19 protein-coding genes are annotated in these 20,590 nt (G+C 64.4%); 13 read left to right on the plus strand and 6 right to left on the minus strand.

Annotated features, from left to right (window positions below):
- Positions 1 to 180: 180 nt before the first annotated feature.
- The 7 genes from smc to BcanWU425_RS30015 all read left to right on the plus strand — a co-directional run bounded on the left by smc (position 181) and on the right by BcanWU425_RS30015 (position 8,771).
- Positions 181 to 3,645, plus strand: a complete 3,465-nt coding sequence (gene smc, locus BcanWU425_RS29985) for a chromosome segregation protein SMC (RefSeq protein WP_204513841.1) — start codon at positions 181 to 183, stop codon at positions 3,643 to 3,645.
- A gap of 60 nt (positions 3,646 to 3,705) precedes the next feature.
- On the plus strand, positions 3,706 to 4,686 hold the full coding sequence (locus BcanWU425_RS29990) for a small ribosomal subunit Rsm22 family protein (RefSeq protein ID WP_204513840.1): 981 nt from the start codon (positions 3,706 to 3,708) through the stop codon (positions 4,684 to 4,686).
- Positions 4,687 to 4,824: 138 nt separating this feature from the next.
- Positions 4,825 to 5,385, plus strand: a complete 561-nt coding sequence (locus BcanWU425_RS29995) for a LemA family protein (protein WP_085352637.1) — start codon at positions 4,825 to 4,827, stop codon at positions 5,383 to 5,385.
- A gap of 32 nt (positions 5,386 to 5,417) precedes the next feature.
- Positions 5,418 to 6,662 carry a M48 family metallopeptidase gene (locus tag BcanWU425_RS30000; protein ID WP_204513839.1) on the plus strand — a complete coding sequence of 415 codons (1,245 nt, stop codon included), beginning with the start codon at positions 5,418 to 5,420 and terminating at the stop codon, positions 6,660 to 6,662.
- Positions 6,663 to 6,867: 205 nt separating this feature from the next.
- A complete protein-coding gene (locus BcanWU425_RS30005) occupies positions 6,868 to 7,623 on the plus strand; it encodes a hypothetical protein (RefSeq protein WP_018454934.1) in 756 nt (251 codons plus the stop codon).
- Positions 7,624 to 7,683: 60 nt separating this feature from the next.
- Complete coding sequence (locus tag BcanWU425_RS30010; protein WP_204513838.1) at positions 7,684 to 8,352, plus strand: hypothetical protein; 669 nt, start codon at positions 7,684 to 7,686, stop codon at positions 8,350 to 8,352.
- 86 nt (positions 8,353 to 8,438) lie between these two features.
- The gene (locus BcanWU425_RS30015) at positions 8,439 to 8,771 is read left to right on the plus strand and encodes a GIY-YIG nuclease family protein (protein ID WP_018454936.1); all 333 of its coding nucleotides are present in this window, start codon (positions 8,439 to 8,441) and stop codon (positions 8,769 to 8,771) included.
- A 23-nt stretch (positions 8,772 to 8,794) separates the two neighbouring features.
- Here BcanWU425_RS30015 and BcanWU425_RS30020 read toward each other — a convergent pair whose 3' ends face one another.
- The 5 genes from BcanWU425_RS30020 to petA all read right to left on the minus strand — a co-directional run bounded on the left by BcanWU425_RS30020 (position 8,795) and on the right by petA (position 15,308).
- Positions 8,795 to 9,334 (minus strand): adenine phosphoribosyltransferase, encoded by a 540-nt coding sequence (locus tag BcanWU425_RS30020; protein ID WP_007595035.1) that lies wholly within the window; start codon positions 9,332 to 9,334, stop codon positions 8,795 to 8,797.
- A 12-nt stretch (positions 9,335 to 9,346) separates the two neighbouring features.
- Entirely contained in the window at positions 9,347 to 11,509 is a 2,163-nt protein-coding gene (locus BcanWU425_RS30025; protein ID WP_231188790.1) for an anthranilate synthase component I, read from the minus strand.
- Between the two features lie 314 nt (positions 11,510 to 11,823).
- Entirely contained in the window at positions 11,824 to 12,498 is a 675-nt protein-coding gene (locus BcanWU425_RS30030) for a dienelactone hydrolase family protein (RefSeq protein ID WP_231188791.1), read from the minus strand.
- Between the two features lie 144 nt (positions 12,499 to 12,642).
- Complete coding sequence (gene fbcH, locus BcanWU425_RS30035; protein WP_018454938.1) at positions 12,643 to 14,715, minus strand: cytochrome b/c1; 2,073 nt, start codon at positions 14,713 to 14,715, stop codon at positions 12,643 to 12,645.
- A 62-nt stretch (positions 14,716 to 14,777) separates the two neighbouring features.
- On the minus strand, positions 14,778 to 15,308 hold the full coding sequence (gene petA, locus BcanWU425_RS30040; protein WP_026232845.1) for a ubiquinol-cytochrome c reductase iron-sulfur subunit: 531 nt from the start codon (positions 15,306 to 15,308) through the stop codon (positions 14,778 to 14,780).
- A gap of 278 nt (positions 15,309 to 15,586) precedes the next feature.
- Here petA and BcanWU425_RS30045 point away from each other — a divergent pair, with 278 nt between their 5' ends.
- The 6 genes from BcanWU425_RS30045 to BcanWU425_RS30070 all read left to right on the plus strand — a co-directional run bounded on the left by BcanWU425_RS30045 (position 15,587) and on the right by BcanWU425_RS30070 (position 19,304).
- The gene (locus BcanWU425_RS30045) at positions 15,587 to 16,045 is read left to right on the plus strand and encodes a tRNA (cytidine(34)-2'-O)-methyltransferase (RefSeq protein ID WP_018454940.1); all 459 of its coding nucleotides are present in this window, start codon (positions 15,587 to 15,589) and stop codon (positions 16,043 to 16,045) included.
- Positions 16,046 to 16,063: 18 nt separating this feature from the next.
- Entirely contained in the window at positions 16,064 to 16,696 is a 633-nt protein-coding gene (gene queE, locus BcanWU425_RS30050; RefSeq protein WP_231188794.1) for a 7-carboxy-7-deazaguanine synthase, read from the plus strand.
- A gap of 17 nt (positions 16,697 to 16,713) precedes the next feature.
- The gene (locus BcanWU425_RS30055; RefSeq protein ID WP_204514105.1) at positions 16,714 to 17,079 is read left to right on the plus strand and encodes a 6-pyruvoyl trahydropterin synthase family protein; all 366 of its coding nucleotides are present in this window, start codon (positions 16,714 to 16,716) and stop codon (positions 17,077 to 17,079) included.
- 4 nt (positions 17,080 to 17,083) lie between these two features.
- Entirely contained in the window at positions 17,084 to 17,983 is a 900-nt protein-coding gene (gene hemF / locus BcanWU425_RS30060; protein ID WP_231188796.1) for an oxygen-dependent coproporphyrinogen oxidase, read from the plus strand.
- Positions 17,974 to 18,726, plus strand: coding sequence for an HAD family hydrolase (locus BcanWU425_RS30065; protein WP_231188798.1), 753 nt, complete (start codon positions 17,974 to 17,976; stop codon positions 18,724 to 18,726). The genes hemF and BcanWU425_RS30065 overlap by 10 nt, the downstream gene beginning before the upstream one ends.
- A gap of 371 nt (positions 18,727 to 19,097) precedes the next feature.
- Complete coding sequence (locus BcanWU425_RS30070; RefSeq protein ID WP_231188800.1) at positions 19,098 to 19,304, plus strand: DUF2158 domain-containing protein; 207 nt, start codon at positions 19,098 to 19,100, stop codon at positions 19,302 to 19,304.
- A 112-nt stretch (positions 19,305 to 19,416) separates the two neighbouring features.
- Here the strand turns inward: BcanWU425_RS30070 and BcanWU425_RS30075 are convergent, their stop codons facing one another.
- Positions 19,417 to 20,490: a TauD/TfdA family dioxygenase gene (locus tag BcanWU425_RS30075; protein ID WP_231188803.1), complete on the minus strand. Its 1,074-nt coding sequence runs from the start codon at positions 20,488 to 20,490 to the stop codon at positions 19,417 to 19,419.
- Positions 20,491 to 20,590: the final 100 nt, after the last annotated feature.

Below are 20,590 nucleotides of genomic sequence, written 5' to 3' on the forward strand. Positions count from 1 at the left end.
GTATCTTTCCCGGCACAAATCCCTTGGGAAAAGAGGCTTTCGCCGGTTGCCCTCGCAGCGCACCGCGGCCATTGTCCAGCCGCATGAGGCGCTTCGCGCGACTCGCCCGGATACCGACATTGCCTTCCATGGTATTGTCCCGGCAGGGGGATTCGCGCCTGCCAACAGAGATGCGTGCTTATGAAAATCACCCGCCTGCGCCTTCACGGCTTCAAGTCCTTCGTTGAGGCCACCGACTTCGTCATCGAGCCCGGCCTGACCGGCGTGGTCGGGCCCAACGGCTGCGGCAAGTCGAATCTGGTCGAGGCGCTGCGCTGGGCGATGGGCGAGACCTCCTACAAGTCGCTGCGCGCCGCCGACATGGACGCGGTGATCTTCGCCGGCTCCGGCAATCGCCCCGCGCGCAACCACGCCGAAGTGACGATGACGATCGACAATTCCGATCGCACAGCGCCGGCGGCGATGAACGACAGCCAGCTTCTGGAAATTTCCCGCCGCATCGAGCGCGAAGCCGGTTCGGTCTACCGCATCAACGGCCGCGACGTGCGCGCCCGCGACGTGCAGATTCTGTTCGCCGACGCCGCCACCGGCGCGCGCTCGCCGGCTCTCGTCCACCAGGGCAAGATCGGCGAGATCATTCAGGCCAAGCCCGAGCAGCGCCGCCGCGTGCTGGAAGACGCCGCCGGCGTGGCCGGCCTGCACGCCCGCCGCCACGAAGCCGAGCTGCGGCTCAAGGCGGCCGAAACCAATCTCACCCGCGTCGAGGACGTGATCGGCCAGCTCGCCGGGCAAATGGAAGGCCTCAAGAAGCAGGCCCGCCAGGCCGTGCGCTATCGCGAAGTTGCGGCCAAGGTCCGCAAGGCCGAAGCAACCCTGTTCCATCTGCGCTGGATCGGCGCCCATGCCGACGTCAACGAATCCGGCCAGACCCACGATCTCGCGGTCCGCGAGATGGCCGAGCGGACCCAGCACCAGGCCGAGGCCGCTCGCATCCAGGCGATTCGCGCCGCCGAAATGCCGGCGCTGCGCGATGCCGAAGCGCGCGCCGCAGCGGGGCTGCAGCGCCTGACCAACGCCCGCGAGCTGCTCGATCGCGAGGAAGAGCGCGCCAAGGAGCGCGTCGCGGAACTCGAGCGGCGCCTCGCGCAGTTCGAAGGCGACATCTCGCGCGCCCAGCAGCAGACCATGGACGCCGATATCGCGCTGCAGCGCCTCGACGCCGAAGATGCCGAGCTGAAGGAAGAGATCAAGTCGCGCGTTGAGAAGCGCTCCGGCGTCGACGAGCGTGTCGCCGAAGCCGAGGCGGTGCTGACCGAAACCGAGCAGCAGTTCGCCGAGCTCACCACCGCGCTCGCAGACCTCACCGCCAAGCGCAACCAACTCGAAGCCAACGTTCGCACCCACCGCGACAAGCTCGCCCGGCTCGACCAGGAGATTTCGAACGTCGCGGCGGAAGAGCAGAAGCTCACCGAGGAGACCGGCGGCTTCGGCGATCTCGACGAGCTGACCGCGACGGTCGAGAGCGCCGAGCAGACGCTGGCGGCCTCGGAAGCCGCCGCTCAGGCCAGCGAAGCCGCGCACGTCGCCGCGCGGCAGACGCTGGAATCCTCGCGCTCGCCGCTGGTCGAAGCCGACAAGCGCGTGCAGCGGCTCGATACCGAGGCGCGCACGATCTCCAAGATCCTGAACGGCGAGACCAAGAATCTGTGGCCGCCGATCATCGACGGCATCACCGTCGACAAGGGATTCGAAAAAGCGATCGGCGCAGCCCTCGGCGACGATCTCGACGCCCCGGTCGATCCGTCCGCGCCGATGCGCTGGACCAATTCCGGCGTCACCGACGGCGATCCGGAACTGCCCGAAGGCGTGGTGCCGCTCGCCAACCACGTGCAGGCCCCGGCCGAGCTGACTCGCCGCCTGGCGCAGATCGGCGTGGTGCCGCGCGAGCGCGGCGCCGAGTTGGTCTCGCATCTCAAGACCGGCCAGCGGCTGGTCTCGCCCGAAGGCGACGTCTGGCGCTGGGATGGTTTTGTCGCAGCCGCCCACGCGCCGACCGGCGCAGCACGGCGGCTTGCCGAGCGCGCCCGCCTCATCGATATCGAAAACGACCTGGAGCAGGCCCGCATCGACGCGCAGATCAAGCGCCAGGCGCTGGAGAACGCCGAGGCCGAGCTGCAGATGGCCGCCAGCACCGAAGGTGCGAGCCGCGAAGCCTGGCGCGCCGCGCAACGCGAGCTCAACGTCGCGCGCGAACGCCATGCTACGGTCGAACGCGAGATCAGCCGCCATGCCGCGCGCAAGGCGACGCTGTCGGAAGCGCACAGCCGTCTGGCCGCCGACCGCGCCGAGGCCGAAGCCGCCTACGAATACGCCGAAGCGGGGATCTCCGAGCTGCCGTCGAGCGAGGACACCGAAACCCGTCTCGCCGCCGTCCGCAGCGACATCGAAGGCCATCGCCGCATGGCCGCTCAGGTCCGCGCCGAGGCACAGGCGCTGGCGCGCGAAGCCGAGCTGGCCGACCGCCGCGTGCAGGCGATCCTCGCCGAACGAACCGAGTGGCAGAACCGCAAGGAGAGCGCGGCCTCCCACATCGACACCATCCAGGCCCGTATCGCCGAAGTCTCGATCGAGCGCAGCGATCTCGAGAACGCGCCAGCCGTGTTCGCAGAGAAGCGCAGCGCGCTGATCACCGAGATCGAATACGCCGAAAACGACCGCCGCATGGCCGCCGATGCGCTCGCCAGCGCGGAAACCGCGATGGCCGAAACCGATCGCGTCGCCAAGCTGACGCTCGAGGCGCTCTCCAGCTCGCGCGAGGCCACCGCCCGCGCCGAGGAGCGCATGGAAAGCGCGCGGCGCCGACTCGATGACATCGAGCGCGAGATCCGCGACATGCTCGAAGTCGAGCCGCAGGCCGTTGCCGGGCTCGCCGAGATCGAGCCCGGCGCCGAGCTGCCGCCGCTGCACGACATCGAGGAAGACCTCGAAAAGATGCGCCGCGATCGCGAGCGCCTGGGCGCGGTCAATTTGCGCGCCGAGGAAGAGCTGCGCGAGGTCGAGACCCAGCATAATGGTCTGGTCACCGAGCGCGACGACCTCGTCGAGGCCATCAAGCGGTTGCGCCAGGGTATCCAGAGCCTCAACAAGGAAGCTCGCGAGCGGCTCCTGACCTCGTTCGAGGTCGTCAACAACCACTTCAAGCGCCTGTTCGTCGAGCTGTTCGGTGGCGGCGAAGCCGCGTTGCATTTGATCGAGAGCGATGACCCTCTTGAAGCCGGCCTCGAAATCATCGCCAAGCCGCCGGGCAAGAAGCCGCAGACGCTATCGCTGCTCTCCGGCGGTGAGCAGGCGCTGACCGCGATGGCGCTGATCTTCGCGGTGTTCCTCACCAATCCCTCGCCGATCTGCGTGCTGGACGAAGTCGACGCGCCGCTCGACGACCACAACGTCGAGCGCTATTGCAACCTGTTGCACGAGATGACCGCCTCGACCGACACGCGCTTCATCATCATCACCCACAACCCGATCACGATGGCGCGGATGAACCGCCTGTTCGGCGTCACCATGGCCGAACGCGGGGTCTCGCAACTGGTGTCGGTGAACCTGCAAGAGGCGGTGGACATTCTCGACCAGAACGTGGCGTGAGTCCGCTCCCGTCACGCACCTATTGACGTCGTCATCCGCGCAAGCGGATGATGACCACGAATGATGATCTCACCCACCCTCCCCGCCGAACTGAAAGCGGCCCTCGACGGCAAGCTCCAGGGGTTCTCGCGCGCCGACGCTGCGCAGCGATCGCAGAAAATCTCGACCACCTATCGTGCAGGGGGCGGCTCCGGCACGATCAAATCCGAGGCCGATGCGCTCGCCTATGCGCTCGCGAGGATGCCGGCGACCTACGCTGCGGTGGCGGCAAGTCTGAATGCGCTGACCGAGGTCGCACCGGACCTCGGTCCGGAAACGCTGCTCGACGTCGGCGCAGGTCCGGGCACCGCGAGCTGGGCCGCTGCGGGAGCTTTTCCGTCGCTGCAATCCTTCACCCTGCTCGATGCCAACGCCACGCTGAGCCGTCTCGCGCTCGAACTGGCGCGCGACAGCACGCGTCTGGCGAATTGCCGCTATCTGCCGGGCGATGCCGGCGCGAACCTCGCTGAGGTTTCGCAAGCCGATCTCGTCGTCGCGAGCTATGTCATCGGCGAGCTCAGCGAGGGCGATCAACGCAAGCTCGCGGAAGCGATGTGGGCGAAAGCGCGCCACGTGCTGGTCGTGATCGAGCCCGGCACGCCCGCCGGCTACGCCCGCATCCTCACCTTGCGCCAGCAACTGATCGCGGCGGGCGCCTATGTCGCCGCACCCTGCCCGCACGAAAAGCCGTGTCCGCTGACGACGCCCGACTGGTGCCATTTCTCCCAGCGCTTGCCGCGCTCGCAGGCTCACCGCCAAATCAAGGGCGCCGAGGTGCCGTTCGAGGACGAGCGATTCATCTACGTGGCGCTAACCCGTAGGCCTCCCGCCACCCGCGCCGCGCGCGTGTTGGCGCCGCCGGATCTCGGCAAGGCCGAGATCACGGCAAAGCTCTGCACCGAGCAAGGCGTCGAACTCGCCAAGGTCCCACGGCGGGACAAGGTCGCCTATGCAAGCGCCCGCCGCTGGCGCTGGGGTGATGCCATCCTGTCCGAAAGTTAACCTGCTCCGGCGCTTTCGCCTTGAACTGGGATAGTCCCTCATCCGACCAAGTCTTACCTCTCTTCTGTACCGGGCTCTCGCTCGGCGCCAATTTGGTCTACCCTAGCGCCCGCCTTCTTCCCCCTTCAGGAGTTCTCCATGTCGACCGGCTGGATCGTTCTCGGCGTTATCGTCGTCCTCGTGTTCTTTGCCTTCGCCGCCTACAATCGGCTGGTGGCGCTGGGCCAGCGCGTCGGCCAGGCCTTTGCCGACGTCGACGTGCAGCTCAAGCAGCGCCACGATCTGATCCCGAACCTGGTCGAGACGGTGAAGGGCTATGCCTCGCATGAGCGCGGCACGCTCGACGACGTCATCAAGGCGCGCAATTCGGCGATGTCGGCGCAGGGACCGGCGCAGGTGTCCGCGGCCGAGACCCAGCTCTCCGGCGCGCTCGGCCGACTGATCGCGCTGTCGGAGGCCTATCCCGACCTCAAGGCCAACGCCAATTTCCAGCAGCTCGCCAGCGAGCTGTCCGATCTCGAGAACAAGATCGCGGCCAGCCGACGCTTCTTCAACAGCGCGGTCCAGGAATACAACACCGGCATCCAGCAGATGCCGGCAGCCTTGTTCGCCGGCATGTTCGGCTTCACCAAAAAGGACTTCTTCGATCTCGGCGCCAGCCGCACCGAGGTCGAGGCCACGCCGCAGGTGAAATTCTGAGTTGAGCCGATAGGCCGGCAGGGCATCGCGTCATGGCCGCGTATGGTCTCTACACGCACATCGCCTCGAACAAGTTTCGTTCGATGCTCCTGCTCGCCGGTCTGTTCGCGCTGGTCTACGTGCTGGTCTATGCCGGCGCGCTGATCGCCGAAGTCGTCATCAATGGCGACGAGACCGTCCTCCATTATCTGAGACGCGCCTTCTATGATCTGAAAGTCGCCGCACCGGTTGCGACCGTCGTGGCAGCGACCTGGATCGTGATCGCCTATTTCTTCCACCAGTCGATGATCGATGCGGTGACCGGCGGCCACGACGTCACCCGGCAGGAGCAGCCGCGGCTCTATAATCTGCTTGAAAATCTCTGCATCTCGCGCGGCATCACGATGCCGAAGCTGAAGATCATGGAAAGCCCGGCGCTGAACGCGTTCGCGACCGGCCTCAACCCGCGGCAATATTCGGTCACCGTCACCACCGGTCTCCTCAATGCGCTGGACGACCAGGAAATCGAGGCGGTGCTGGGTCACGAGCTGACCCATATCAAGAACGGCGACGTGCAGCTCATGGTGGTCGCCGTCATCATCGCGGGCGTGGTCGGATTCTTCGGCGAACTGTTCTTCCGCCTGTTCACGAATTTCAGCTGGAGCTCCGGCTCCGGCGGCTCGTGGTCGTCGGGCTCCTCCTCGTCACGATCGTCCTCGTCGTCGAGCGACAGCAAGAGTTCGGGCGGCGGCGCGGTGATCGTCATCATCATCGCGGTCGTGCTGATCGTGGTGGCCTGGCTGTTGTCTCAGGTGGTGAAGCTCGCGCTGTCGCGCTCGCGCGAATATCTCGCGGACGCAGGCTCCGTCGAGCTGACGAAAAACCCGGACGCCATGATCTCGGCACTGCGCAAGATCGAGAACCGCGGCGAGCTGCCGGGCGCAACCTCGGCAGTGATGGAGCTCTGCGTCGACAATCCGCGCGAGGGTTTTGCCGATTTGTTCGCGACCCACCCCTCGGTGCAGTCGCGGGTCGACGCGTTGGTCAAGTTCGCCGACGGCCATGATCCCGGCCCGCTGCCGCTTTCCGCCGACGAGGCCGAGGAGCCAGACACGCAAGCCGACCAGCAGGGCGTCCGACCGCCACCGCGCCAGGGGCCCTGGAACGACGTAGGCGGCGCGGCCAGTCCGCCGCCCCTGCCCGCACCCAGCTCCGCCGGAACCGCCAGCAGCAACCCGATAGGCAATCGAGTAAGCAATCCCTTGGGCAATTCCTTGGGTCCTTGGGGCCGCCATTGAGCGTGATTTGACGCCATGCCCGGCAGAATTCGTCGTGCTTGGGAAAAACGTCGGGAATTGCCGTAACTGGGCCCTGCGGAATTGAATTCTCCCTTGTTTCTGCCATGTTCGCGCCCAACAGCAGACTTGGGACATGTCTGCGACATCGATTTGGGGCCCATCCGATTGCAACCTCGCGATCGGGGGCGCGCGTTAGGGGACAGCAATGGCAAAGCCGGCAGTGGTTGTGGTGGGCGCGGACAAGGGTGGGGTCGGCAAGACCACGGTGTCGCGCACCCTGCTCGATTATTTTTCCGCCAACAACGTGCCGACGCGCGCCTTCGACACCGAATCGCCGCGCGGAACCCTGAAGCGCTTCCATCCTGACATCACCGAGATCGTCGACATGACGACGACGTCGGATCAGATGAAGATCTTCGATACGCTCAACGCGACGAGCCCGTCGGTCACCGTGATCGACGTCCGGGCCGGCCTGCTCTCGCCGGCGCTCGCCTCCTTGCGCGACATCGGATTCCTCGACGCCGCCAAGGCCGGCCAGATCACCTTTGCCGTGTTCCACATCCTCGGACCCTCGATCGCCTCGCTGGACGAGATCGCCGAGACCGCGGGCTTCATGGGCGGCGCGAAATATTTCCTGGTGAAGAACTTCATCAACGATACTCAGTTCTTCCAGTGGGATCAGTCGACTTACCAATCGTATTTCAACCGCATCAAGGACGCGACCGAGCTGACCATCCCCAAGCTCAACGAAATGGCCTATGAGCAGGTCGAGGTGTCCTCCGTCCCATTCCTGAAATTCGTCGCCAACAAGGGCGTCAACGACGAAGCCGCCAACTACTCCTTCGTGCTGCGTGGTTATGTCCGACACTGGCTGGCGAACGTCTGGAGTGAGTTCGATCGGATCCGGCTGACCGATATCGTCGGCTCGACGAAATCCGGGGCCCGCAACAGCGAAAAATAGTTGCGCAAGCCGGGCGGATACGGCTGGATTGGTCGCCAAGTTCGACTGATATAGCTATCGATGCCCGCAACGCCCCTCTACATCATTTGCTCGCCCCGCCCGCAGGTCGGCAAGACCCTGCTGGCGCGGCTTTTGAGCGAATTTTTGCTGCTCAAGAACGGCAACGTCGTGGCCTTCGACGTCAACCTGAAGGAGCCGTCGCTGCTCGACTATCTGCCAACGATCACCGAGACCGCCGACGTGATCGACACCTACGGCAAGATGCAGCTGATGGATCGCGTCATCGTCGATGACGGGCTTGCCAAGGTGATCGACCTCGGCTTCCACGCCTTTGACGAGTTCTTCAAGATGACGGAGGAGATCGGCCTGTTGAAAGAGGCTGCGCGCCGCCACGTCGCGCCGATGATCCTGTTCGTCGCCGACACCGACCGCGTCTCGGCCCGCGCCCACGAGATGCTGCGCGAACAGATCCCGCGGATCAACCTGATCACGGTGGACAACGAGCACATCGTGCGCGGCGAGCTGCCGGAAGCGATGGCCGGCGGCCGGCTGCTGCGCCTGCCGGCGCTGCCCGGATTCCTGAAGACCTATATCAGCCGCCTGAATTTCTCCTTCACCGGCTATCTTCGCCAGGAGAAGGATGCCTCGACCGAGCTGCACCAATGGACCCGGCGCAATTACCTCGCCTTCCGCGAACTCGAGCTCAGCCTGATCCTGCAACGGTCCTGAATATTTTACCCGGATAATATTGACGCCGAGCGACGTTGCGGTTACTGAGTGTACGCACCATCGTTCCTCAGCAAGGCCTCTTCACCGTGAGCATCGACCGTAAAGCAGCAATCGCCGCCTATAAGGAGCGGAAGACCGTTGCCGGCATCTACGTCGTCCGCTGCGCGGCCTCGGGCGAGGCCTGGGTCGGCCAAGCCTCGAACCTCGAGACAATCCAGAATCGCATCTGGTTCTCGCTGCGCCAGGGTAGCCACACCTGCCGTAGACTCCAGACTGCGTGGAACATGCACGGTGAGGCAGGCCTGACACTCGGCGAATGCGAGCGGCTGAAAGATGAGGCGAGCGACTATGTCAGGAATGCGCTCCTCAAAGAGCGCATGCTGCATTGGCTGTCGGAGCTAAAGGCCGAGCCGATCTGAACGTCGCCAGCCGTGCCGTGCCCTCAGTGCCCCTCGAACGTCATCAGCGTGCGCACCGGCACGTCCATCGCGCGCAGCTTGGCGGCGCCGCCGAGATCGGGCAGATCGATGATGAAGCAGGCGGCGACCACATTGGCGCCGATCTGGCGCAGCAGCTTCACCGCACCTTCCGCGGTGCCGCCGGTGGCGATGAGGTCGTCGACCAGGATCACACGCTCACCCGGCTGGATGGCGTCGACGTGCATCTCCATCTCGTCGATGCCGTATTCGAGAGAGTAAGCGATCCGCACGGTGGTGTGCGGCAGCTTGCCTTTTTTCCGGATCGGCACGAAGCCGGCCGAAACCTGGTGCGCCACCGCGCCACCGATGATGAAGCCGCGCGCTTCCATGCCAGCGACCTTGTCGATCTTGTTGCCGGCCCAGGGATTGACGAGTTCGTCGACCGCACGGCGGAACGCACGCGCATCTGCGAGCAACGTGGTGATGTCGCGGAACAAGATCCCGGGTTTCGGATAGTCCGGGATGGTGCGGACGCTCGCCTTCAGATCATGGTCAAAAGTCATGGTGCCTCTCAATCAGCGCGACGCATCCAGGCGGAACGCGTTCTCGACAATTCGTAAGCCCACCTCGCCGCTCAGCGACATCAGCGATTCCGGATGGAATTGCACGCCGGCGACCGGCAGGGTCTTGTGCTCGAGCGCCATGGCGACGCCGTCCTCGGTGCTGGCGGTGACGGATAGCACCTCCGGCATGCTGTCGCGCTCGACATACAGCGAGTGATAGCGGCCGATGACGATCTCGTTCGGCAGATTGCGCATCAGCCGCCCGCCACGTACCTGAACCCGCGAGGGCCGGCCATGGGCGGGATGCGTGAGCTGCCCGAGATCGCCGCCGAAATACTCGCCGATCGCCTGGACGCCGAGGCAGACGCCGAACACCGGCAGCTTGTCCTCCAGCGCCGCGTCGATGGTCTTCTTGATCCCAAAATCCTCGGGCCTGCCCGGCCCTGGCGACAGCACCAGCAAATCCCACCGCTTCTGCTTGAGCATGTCGAGCGCATGCACATGGCGGACCACGGTGACGTCGGCGCCGACCTGGCGGAAGTAATCGGCCAGCATATGGACGAAGCTGTCGTCATGGTCGATCAGCAGTACCCGCTTGCCGCTTCCGGTGGCGTCGGGCGCAAAGGCCGACAGCGGCTTCGGCGGATCGCCGCGCAGCGCCTGGAACAGGGCCGCGGCCTTGACCTGGCATTCGCGGTCCTCGGCGGCGGGATCGGAGTCGAACAAACAGGTGGCGCCGACGCGCACTTCCGCGAGGCCCTCCTTCATCCGGATGGTGCGAATGGTGAGGCCGGTGTTGATGCTGCCGTCGAAATTCACCGCTCCGATCGCGCCGGCATACCAGCGGCGCGGCGAGCGCTCGTGATCCTCGACGAACTGCATCGCCCAGAGTTTTGGTGCGCCGGTGACGGTGACGGCCCAGGCATGCGTGAGGAACGCATCGAGCGCATCGAAGCCGGGACGCAGCATGCCTTCGACATGGTCGACGGTGTGGAAGAGCTTTGAATAGGTCTCGATCTGCCGGCGCGCCAGCACCTTGATCGTGCCCGGGACGCAGACGCGCGCCTTGTCGTTACGGTCGACGTCGGTGCACATGTTGAGCTCGAACTCGTCCTTCTCGGAGTTCAGGAGCTGGCGGATCTGCTCGGCATCGCCGATCGCATCGGTACCGCGCGCGATCGTCCCCGAGATCGGGCAGGTCTCGACCCGGCGTCCGTCCGAGCGCACGAACATTTCCGGAGAGGCCGAGACGAGAAATTCGCCCTCGCCGAGATTCATCAGCGCGCCGTAGGGCGACGGATTGATGACACAGAGCCGCTGGAACACTTCCGCCGGCGAGCGGTCGCAGGGCTCGGCGAAGAGCTGCCCCGGCACCGCCTCGAACAGATCGCCACGCGCAAAGGCAGCGCGCGCGGTCTCGACAGTGGCCTGATATTCGCCGGGGGCGTGATCGGCAAAACCCTGGCGCGGTGTCTTGAGGTAGGGGCTCTCGGCGGTCTCGTGCGGCAGGCCCGCGGTGGACTTGCCCTTCCACGCGAAATCGTAAGTGAGCACGACGCCGCGGCCGGTGGCGCGGTCATAGGCGAGCAGGCGATCGGGGACGTAGAGCACGATGTCGCGCTGGTCGCTCTCGCGCGCGCGCTTCTGCACGAGGTCCTCGATCTGGAACACGAGATCGTAGGCGAAGGCGCCGAACAGGCCGAGCACGCCGTCGTCATTGGCGGAGAAAGCGGCGACGAGATCGCGCACCAGCGACATCACGCTGGCGCGCCGCGTGCGCTGGTCTTCGTCGATCGGGGCTTCGCCGCGGATGATATGACCGGCAAGGCGCGTCGGCGTCGTCTCGGAGATCACGACGCAGGGTTCGCGCAAGACGTCGGCGAGGAAGGCGATCAGCACCTCCCCGCGCGCGTTCAGCGCTTCCAGCTTGAAATTGACGCCGGTGGTCTCGAGCTTGAGCGGCGGATCGGAGAAGCCGAGGTCAAAACTCTCGTAGCGGCCGGGCACGGTCGTGCCCGACGACAGCACCACGCCGCGGCGGCGGTCGAGCAGGCTGACGAGATCGTCGAGCCGGTTGGCGCCGCCGGAAAACTGTTCCGCCACGCGCGTGATCGCAAGCCCCGCGCGGGTCACGTAGTCGCTTCGAGCCGGAAGGGCAAAGACGGTCCTGTTCATGGGGTCCTCTTACGAAACTTGTCGAGGGAACGCCACACAGGACAAACGATCAGGCCGCCGCACTGCGTGGGCGACCTCAGACGATTTTGGGAGAATAAATCGCACCGGCCACCTCTCAGGAGGTGCGCCACCAAAGACGGGATGGGCGGACGGCGGTGCTCATGGGCGGATACTCACCATGGCGCGGGGACGACGTCAAGGCTGGCTGGGCTGGCTGCTCAACGCCGATCACCACAGTCGTCCCGGCGAAGGCCGGGCAATTGCGCACCAGGCCGGGGCGACACTGAAATGGTAGCGCGACTGGCGCAGCACACCTACCCCAGATGCTTCCTGAAAAACTCCGTCGCCCTGCCCCAGGCGAGCTCGGCGGCTTCCCGGTCGTGCACGGCCTGGCGCTGCTCGTTGACGAAAGCGTGCTCGGCGTCATAGCGGAACAGCTCCAGCGACTTGCCGGCGGCCTTCATGGCCTTTTCGAAACCGTTGACCAGCTCCGGCGTGCACCAATCGTCCTTGTTGGCGAAATGGGCCTGAAGCGGGATCTTGACGTCGGCGGGCTTGGCCGCCTGCTCTGGCGGGATGCCGTAGAACACCACGCCGGCGGCGAGCTCCGGCACATGCACCGCGCCGATGATGGTGACGGCGCCGCCGAGGCAGAAGCCGGTCAGGCCCACCTTGGCGCCGTTGCGCGACAGATATTGCGTGGCGCCGCGCACCGTCTGCGTGGTGGCGTCCATGAAGTCGAGCGAGTTCATCTCTTTGCCGGCGGCGTCGGTGTCGTGATACGGCACCACCTTGCCCTTGTAGAGATCTGGCGCCAGCGCATCGAACCCGGCCAGCGCGAAGCGGTCGCAGAGGCCCTTGATCTGGTCCGAAAGGCCCCACCATTCTTGGATCACCACCACGCCCGGCGCGTTGCCGCGCGCGGCATTGGCGAGATAGCCCGATGCGTCCTTGCCGTCCGGGCGCTTGAAGGTGATGGTGGTTCCCATGGTGTCCTCCGACGAGTTTTTGGGGAGCGGTTGGCGGCATTTTGGCGTTTGAGCGGGCGATAGGCAATCGCGCCTAACAACACACTCTCGTGCCCAACAAAAAAGCCCCCTTGCGGGGGCCTCTTCATTCTCGCCTCGGGCCCCTCAGTGCGAGTCTGCCCAGACCTTCTTCTTGGTGAAGTACATCAGGCCGGCGAAGATGATCAGGAAGATGAACACCTGGAAACCGAGGCGCTTGCGCGCTTCCATATGCGGTTCGGCGGTCCACATCAGGAACGTGGTGACGTCCTTGGAATACTGCGCGACCGTGGTCGGCGAGCCGTCGTCATAGGTGACCTGGCCGTCGCTGAGCGGCTTCGGCATCTTGATGGCGTGGCCCGGGAAGTACTTGTTGTAGTAGGAGCCCTCCGGGATGGTCACACCTTCGGGCGCCTTGTCCTCAAAGCCCTGGAGCAGCGCCGAGACGTAGTCCGGACCCTGCTCCTGATACTGGGTGAAGAAGTCGACGATGAACATCGGGAAGCCGCGGCCGTAGGAACGCGCCTTGGTGATCAGCGACAGATCCGGCGGCGCCGCGCCGCCGTTCGCCGCACGCGCCGCCTGCTCGTTCGGGAATGGCGAGGGGAAATAATCCGCCGGCCGGCCCGCGCGTTCGAACATGTCGCCGGCGTCGTTCGGACCATCCTTGACCTTGTAGTCGGAGGCGAAGGCTGCAGCCTGCGCGACCGAATAGCCGGGACCGCCGGCTTCCGCGAGATTGCGGAAGGCGACGTAGGACAGGCCGTGACAGTTGGCGCAGACTTCCTTGTAGACCTTCAGGCCGCGTTGCAATGCGCCGCGATCGTACTTGCCGAACGGACCGGCGAACGACCATTTGTTGCCCGGCGGCTTGTCGCTGCCTTCGGAGGCGCGCGCGCTGTCGGCTGAGCCCGCAAACAACGCGCCCGCCAGCGCAAGCACGATCGCGCTCGACACCATCGGCGTCGACCTGCTCCCGGTTTTGGCCAGGACGGCATCCGAGATCGAGTTCGGCACCGGACGCGGCTTCTCGATCCGCGAGAGCAGCGGCAGCACGATCAGGAAGTAGGCGAAATAGCAGAACGTCAGGACCCGGCCGGCGATCACATAGATGCCTTCCGGCGGCTGCGCGCCGAGATAGCCGAGCAGGATGCAGACCGCGACGAAGATCCAGAAGAACTGCTTGGCCAGCGGACGGTACTTCGACGACTTCGTCCTGGCGGCGTCGAGCCAGGGCAGGAAGCACAGGATGATGATCGCCGAGAACATCCCGATCACGCCCGCGAGCTTGTTCGGGATCGAGCGCAGGATCGCGTAGAAAGGCAGGTAATACCATTCCGGCACGATGTGCGGCGGCGTCACGCCCGGGTTCGCCGGAATGTAATTGTCGGCGTCGCCGAGATAATTCGGCATGTAGAAGATGAACCAGGCGTAGAGCAGCATGAAGCAGGAGACGCCGAACATATCCTTGATGGTTGCATGCGGCGTGAACGGAACAGTGTCCTTTTCCGTCTTGGGCTCGACGCCATCAGGGTTGTTCTGGCCGGAGACATGCAGCGCCCAGACGTGGAGCACGACGACGCCCGCGATCAGGAACGGCAGTAGATAGTGCAGCGAGAAGAAGCGGTTCAGCGTCGGGTTGCCGACCGAATAGCCGCCCCACAAGAGCGTCACGATGCTCTCGCCGACATAGGGGATGGCGGAGAACAGATTGGTGATGACGGTGGCGCCCCAGAAGCTCATCTGGCCCCACGGCAGCACGTAGCCCATGAAGCCCGTCGCCATCATCAGGAGGTAGATGATGACGCCAAGGATCCACAGCACCTCGCGCGGCTCCTTGTAGGAGCCGTAATAGAGGCCGCGCAGCATGTGGACGTAGACAGCGACGAAGAACATCGAGGCGCCGACGGCATGCATGTTGCGCAGCAGCCAGCCGTAATTGACGTCACGGACGAGCAGCTCGACCGACTTGAAGGCGAGGTCGGCATGCGGCGTGTAGTGCATCGCCAGGATCACGCCGGTCAGGATCTGGATCCCCAGCATGAAGGAGAGGATGGCGCCGAAGGTCCACCAATAGTTCAGGTTGCGCGGGGTGGGATAGACCACGAAGGAGGAGTGCATGAGGCCGAGGATCGGCAGACGTCGCTCGATCCATTGCAGGGCCGGATTGCTCGGCTGGTAGTCGGATGGTCCGCTCATGATGCGATCCTGAGGAAATAATACGACGAGACGGCGCGAAGCTTCGGACGAGGGCCCGAAGCTCAGCCGATCTGGATTTTGGTGTCGGAAACGAACTGGTACGGCGGCACCGGCAGGTTCGCGGGCGCGGGCCCCTGGCGGATGCGGCCGGACGAATCGTACTGCGAACCATGGCAGGGGCAGAAGAACCCGTCGTAATTGCCTTCATGGGCGATCGGGATGCAGCCGAGATGGGTGCAGATGCCGATCACGACCAGCCACTGCTCATGGCCGGACTTGACCCGGGCCTCGTCGGACTGCGGATCGGGCAGGCTCGCCACGTTGACGGCGCGCGCCTCGTCGATCTGCTTCTTGGTGCGGTGGCTGATATAGATCGGCTTGCCGCGCCAGAACACCTTGATGTCCTGCCCCTCGGCAACCGGGCTGAGATCGACCTCGATCGGCGCACCAGCGGCGATGGTCGACGCATCAGGATTCATTTGGGAGATAAAGGGCCAGAGCGCGGCTGCGCCCCCTACTGCTGCAGCTGCCCCCGTTGCAACGAATAAGAAATCACGGCGTGTCGGATGGTCCGCCGAAGACGCTGTCGTCACGATTCCAACCCTTTCTTCTTATGCAGCCGGCGGAACCGCTCCGGGAGCCCCCAAGGTCCCCGGAACAGCCTGCCGGCGCCCGCGGCCCCCCGCGGCGGCAGAACTTCGCGTGCCCCCACCAAAACAAGGCGAAAACAGCAGTCCAGAATCGTTCTATTGGCACCCTTGCCGGGCGAGCGCAAGCCCGCTATCGGCGCGGGAGCGTGCAATGCACGAATTCCGCGGCCAGCGATGTTTTATTGAGACATTTCCGGCCCGCACCGAACCCGGCACCGCCCATGCAGATAGCGCTTTTCCAACCCGACATCCCCCAGAACACCGGCACGATTCTCAGGCTCTGCGCCTGTCTGGGCATGGCCGCCCATATCATCGAACCGGCGGGCTTCCCGGTCTCCGACCGGCATTTCCGCAGGGCGGGAATGGACTACCTCGATCAGGTCAGCATCGTCAGGCATGACTCCTGGTCAAAGTTCGAGCAATGGCGGGCGGCGCAAGGCGCTCGCCTGCTGCTGTTCACCACCAAGGGGGCGACCGACTACCGCGATTTCCGTTACCAGACGGCGGACATCCTGCTATTCGGGCGCGAGAGCGCCGGCGTCACCGAGGCGGTGGTCGAGGCGGCGGACGCGCGGCTGGTGATCCCGATCGCTCCGGGGCTGAGGTCGCTCAATGTCGCCATGACCGCGGCGATGGCCGCAGGCGAAGCGCTAAGGCAGCTCCGGAACCCGCAAGTTTGAGATGTTGAGGAGAGACGGTTGAGTTACGCGGTCAAGGAAATCTTCCTGACCTTGCAAGGCGAAGGCGCCCATGCCGGGCGCGCGTCCGTGTTTTGCCGTTTTGCCGGCTGCAACCTCTGGAGCGGGCGCGAGGCCGACCGTCAGGAGGCCACTTGCAAATTCTGCGACACCGATTTCGTCGGCACCAACGGCACCCTCGGCGGTCGCTATGGCTCGGCCGCGGAACTCGCAGACACCATCGCCGCGCAATGGACAGCCTCCACCGCCAACCGCTATGTGGTGCTCACCGGCGGCGAGCCACTGCTCCAGGTCGATACCGCGCTGGTCGACGCGCTCCATGCCCGCGGCTTCGAGATCGGCGTCGAGACCAACGGCACCATCGCCCCGCCCGAGGGGCTCGACTGGATCTGCGTCAGCCCAAAGGGCGGCAGCGATCTGGTGGTCCGGCGTGGCCACGAACTGAAGCTGGTCTATCCGCAGCCGCTCGCCATGCCGGACGCCTTCGCGGATCTCGCCTTCGAGCGCTTCTCGTTGCAGCCGATGGACGGGCTCGAGGTCGCCCAAAACACCGCGGGCGCCATCGACTATTGCCTCAATCATCCGCAATGGCGGCTCAGCGTGCAGACGCATAAGTCGCTTGGTATCAGATAGGATTGGTTTTCGAACAGATGTGGGAATTGACGAAATCGTTTCGCTTCGAGGCGGCGCACTCATTGTCGGGAACGACATTCGGCGCGGCCAGCGAAGAGATCCACGGCCACTCCTTCCGCGCCGAGGTGACGCTGCGCGGCACGCCCGATCCCAAAACCGGCATGGTGGTCGATCTCGGCCTGGTCCAGCGCGCCATCGAGGATGTGCGCATGACGCTGGATCACAAGTACCTCAACAAGATCGAGGCGCTGGGCACACCGACGCTGGAAAACCTCTCGCGCTTCGTCTGGGAGCGGCTGGCTCCTATCGGCAAGCTCACCCGCGTCAGCATCCACCGCGACAGTTGCAACGAGAGCTGCACCTATTACGGTCCGCAGGGCTGACGAAATGACATCCACATTGGACCCGAGCTTGATCGAAGACCGCAAGACGCGCGCACGCGCCTGGTTCGAAGCCTTGCGCGACGACATCTGCGCGAGCTTCGAGCGGCTGGAGGACGATGCCCCCGAGAGCCTTTATCCCGGTGAGGCCGGCCGCTTCAAACGCACACCCTGGCAGCGCACCGATCATACCGGCGCGGCCGGCGGCGGCGGCGTGATGTCGATGATGTCCGGCCGCCTGTTCGAGAAGGTCGGCGTGCATTGCTCCACCGTGCACGGCGAATTCGCACCAGAGTTTCGCGCGCAAATTCCGGGCGCGGCGGACGACCCGAAGTTCTGGGCCTCCGGCATCTCGCTGATTGCGCATCTGCGCAATCCGCACGTGCCGGCGGTGCACATGAACACGCGCTTCGTCGTCACCACCAAAGCCTGGTTCGGCGGCGGCGCCGATCTTACGCCGGTGCTCGACCGCCGGCGCACGCAGGACGATGCCGATAGCATCGCCTTCCACGCCGCAATGAAACAGGCCTGCACCCAGCCGAACGGCATCGCCGATTACGACAAGTACAAGAAGTGGTGCGACGAGTATTTCCACCTGCCGCACCGCAAAGAGGCGCGCGGCATCGGCGGCATCTTCTACGACTGGCACGACAGCGGCGACTGGGACGCTGACCTCGCCTTCACCCGGGATGTCGGCCGCGCCTTCCTGAAGGTCTATCCCGACATCGTGCGGCGCAATTTCGCGACAAGCTGGACCGCGGAGGATCGCGAGGAGCAATTGATCCGGCGCGGCCGCTATGTCGAGTTCAACCTGCTCTACGACCGCGGCACCATCTTCGGTCTCAAGACCGGCGGCAATGTGGATTCGATCCTGTCGTCGCTGCCACCGGTGGTGAAATGGCCATGACGACGATGAAGCCCGCGATGAGACCGCTGCCGCGCGCCATGCTGATCGACATGGACGATACCATCCTGTCGGCCTATGCGCGGCCCGAGATCGCCTGGAACACGATCACAGCGGAGTTCGCCGAGGAACTCGCGCCGCTGCCGCCGCAACTGGTCGCGAGCACCGTCCTGGCCTTCGCGAAGAATTTCTGGGCCAATGCGGACGCTTCCTGGCGGATGAAGCTCGCCGAGGCCCGGCATCTCACCGTCAAGGGCGGTTTCGCCTCGCTCGCGGCCGCCGGTCATCGCGCCCTGCCCGACGACCTCGCCATTCGCCTGGCCGACCGCTTCACCGCCTATCGCGAGGAGGAGATGTTCGTCTTCCCCGGCGCGCATGACGCTATCGACAGGCTCAAGGCGCTCGGCATCAAGCTCGCATTGGTGACCAACGGCGCCGCGGACACCCAGCGCGCCAAGGTCGAACGCTTCGAGCTGGCGCACCGCTTCCACCACATCCAGATCGAGGGCGAGCACGGTTTCGGCAAGCCCGAGGAGCGTGCCTATCTGCACGCGATGGAGGCGCTCGGCGTCACCGCCAAGGACACATGGATGATCGGCGACAATCTGGAATGGGAAGTCGTGACGCCGCAGCGTCTCGGCATCTATGCGATCTGGATCGACGTGCATGGCGACGGCCTGCCCGAAGGCACGATCGTCAAGCCCGACCGCATCATCCGCTCGCTGACAGAACTGGTGCCGGACTGACTGCAATCGGGGTGCGCAAACAAAAACGTCGAAAACAACCCCATGCACAGTAGACGGCCGCAGCAAAATCAAGGACTTGCGGCAAGCGCAAACTGCGGATCTGACGAAATCATTTGCGCCGTCGGGCAAAACAGGCGCATGGTGTCATGGTCGCGACGCACGGGACGGAAGAGCCCTTGTGCCATCCATCGAACAGGCACCATTGCCTCTCGTGATGGGATCGCTCCGGCCTAAAGCTCTCTGATCGACGTTTCAGCAGTCTGGCCGGCGGATGCGCGCTACCGCAACACATCCACTGACCGAGTAGCCCGTGATCGGCATGTCATGCCGGTTTGCTAGCTTCGCCGTCAATCAACCCGAAAGGACCATCCATGGAACTAAAAGCCGGCGATATCGTCATGCTGAAATCCGGCGGGCAGCCGCTCACCGTCGCGGACGTGAAGGGCGAGGACGTGATCTGTCTCTGGATGGGCGCGGAGGGCGATCTGTTTCGCGAGACGCTCCCGCTTGCGGTGCTCGAGCACCTGGAAGAGCTCGACGACGAAGACGAGGATGAAGACGACGAAGACGAGGAGTAAGCGCGGCTGAGGCCGCGTCCTCATTAGGTCGGGGTGCTCGGCTCCGCCCAACTTGGTGTCCGCTCCTCTGTCCATATCGGCACGAGAGCGGACATCGCTGGATGCTCGAACGTCAATCCAACGGAACGTTCAAACTGGTCCCTTTGGTGATGATGCCGCCACGGTTACCGATCTCGATCGAGCCATAGCGCTGCTTGAAGCAATCGGGCAACGGCCGGTCGCCTTCCATGCTGAGCCAAAGGCGCAATAAATGACGCTTCTGGCCTGCATCGGGCCAATCGCGGAATCCGGTCCGGTCATGCAGCAAGGCATGATTGTAAACGAACTGCATGTCGCCCGGCTGAAGCCGCATGCCGAAATGCAGCGCGGGATCATTTGCGAGCGCGTCAAAAAGATCGAGCGCCTCGACGTGAGCCGGCGTCAGTCTCGGCGCATCGCGAAAGCGCTGCGCACTATCGATATATTGGCGCTGATAAAACCCGGTCAGGAACCCCGCATGCCAATTCAGCACCGGGATTTCAAGATATGGCTTTTCGTTCTCCGGCACCTCGCCTCGTCGGTCCGTCGCGATCGGATCAAACAAGAGAGCGGCAAGGTCGGGACGTCTGTCAAACATCTCGTTGTAGATTGTCGTCGTACTGACAAGGAGAGAATCCCCTCCCTCCCTCGCCTCGCGAATGCATAACAATCCAACCACGTCGGACGAATCCGTGTGGAATGTTTGCCGTTCCGAGGTTTGATAAATTCGGGTGTTCGGATCCTTAGCATCGGCGCCGGTGTCACGGACGTGACCGAGAATGTGGCCCGCTGCATTCTGAGACCGCGCCGATCCAAGATGGGCGCCCACTCCGCAAAAGATCGTAGCGGCAAACTCCTGACTGTATTTTGCCACCGGGAGGCCGCGGATCACTTCGAAGCCAATGCCTACCAGGAGCTTCTTCTTGAGATCTTCCAGGTGCGCGCCGAGATGGGGAAGCGGAAAGCTTTCCTTCGTGATCTCGGCGATTTTTTTGTTTCTGCCAAGATATGTTTCAGCCACGCCCTCGAGTTCGGCGATTTCGCCGGCAGCAAGCGATATCAACCATCGATCGGGATTGGCTTTCATCTCAGCGCCCTCCCAGGCGGACGGGATATCGACCTTCCCTGAAGGGCGATGGATCCCGCTGGGCACTGAGACCACATTCATGGTGTTGGTTCCTGAGGGAGATTGAACGTCAGACATCGGCGCGGACGATCGACGATATTGTGCCGACCGCTTGTTTGCAACTTGGCTGAGGCGCAGCCCT

It is taken from the genome of Bradyrhizobium sp. WU425 (assembly GCF_021052305.1).
GTDB classification, from domain to species: Bacteria; Pseudomonadota; Alphaproteobacteria; order Rhizobiales; family Xanthobacteraceae; genus Bradyrhizobium; species Bradyrhizobium canariense_D.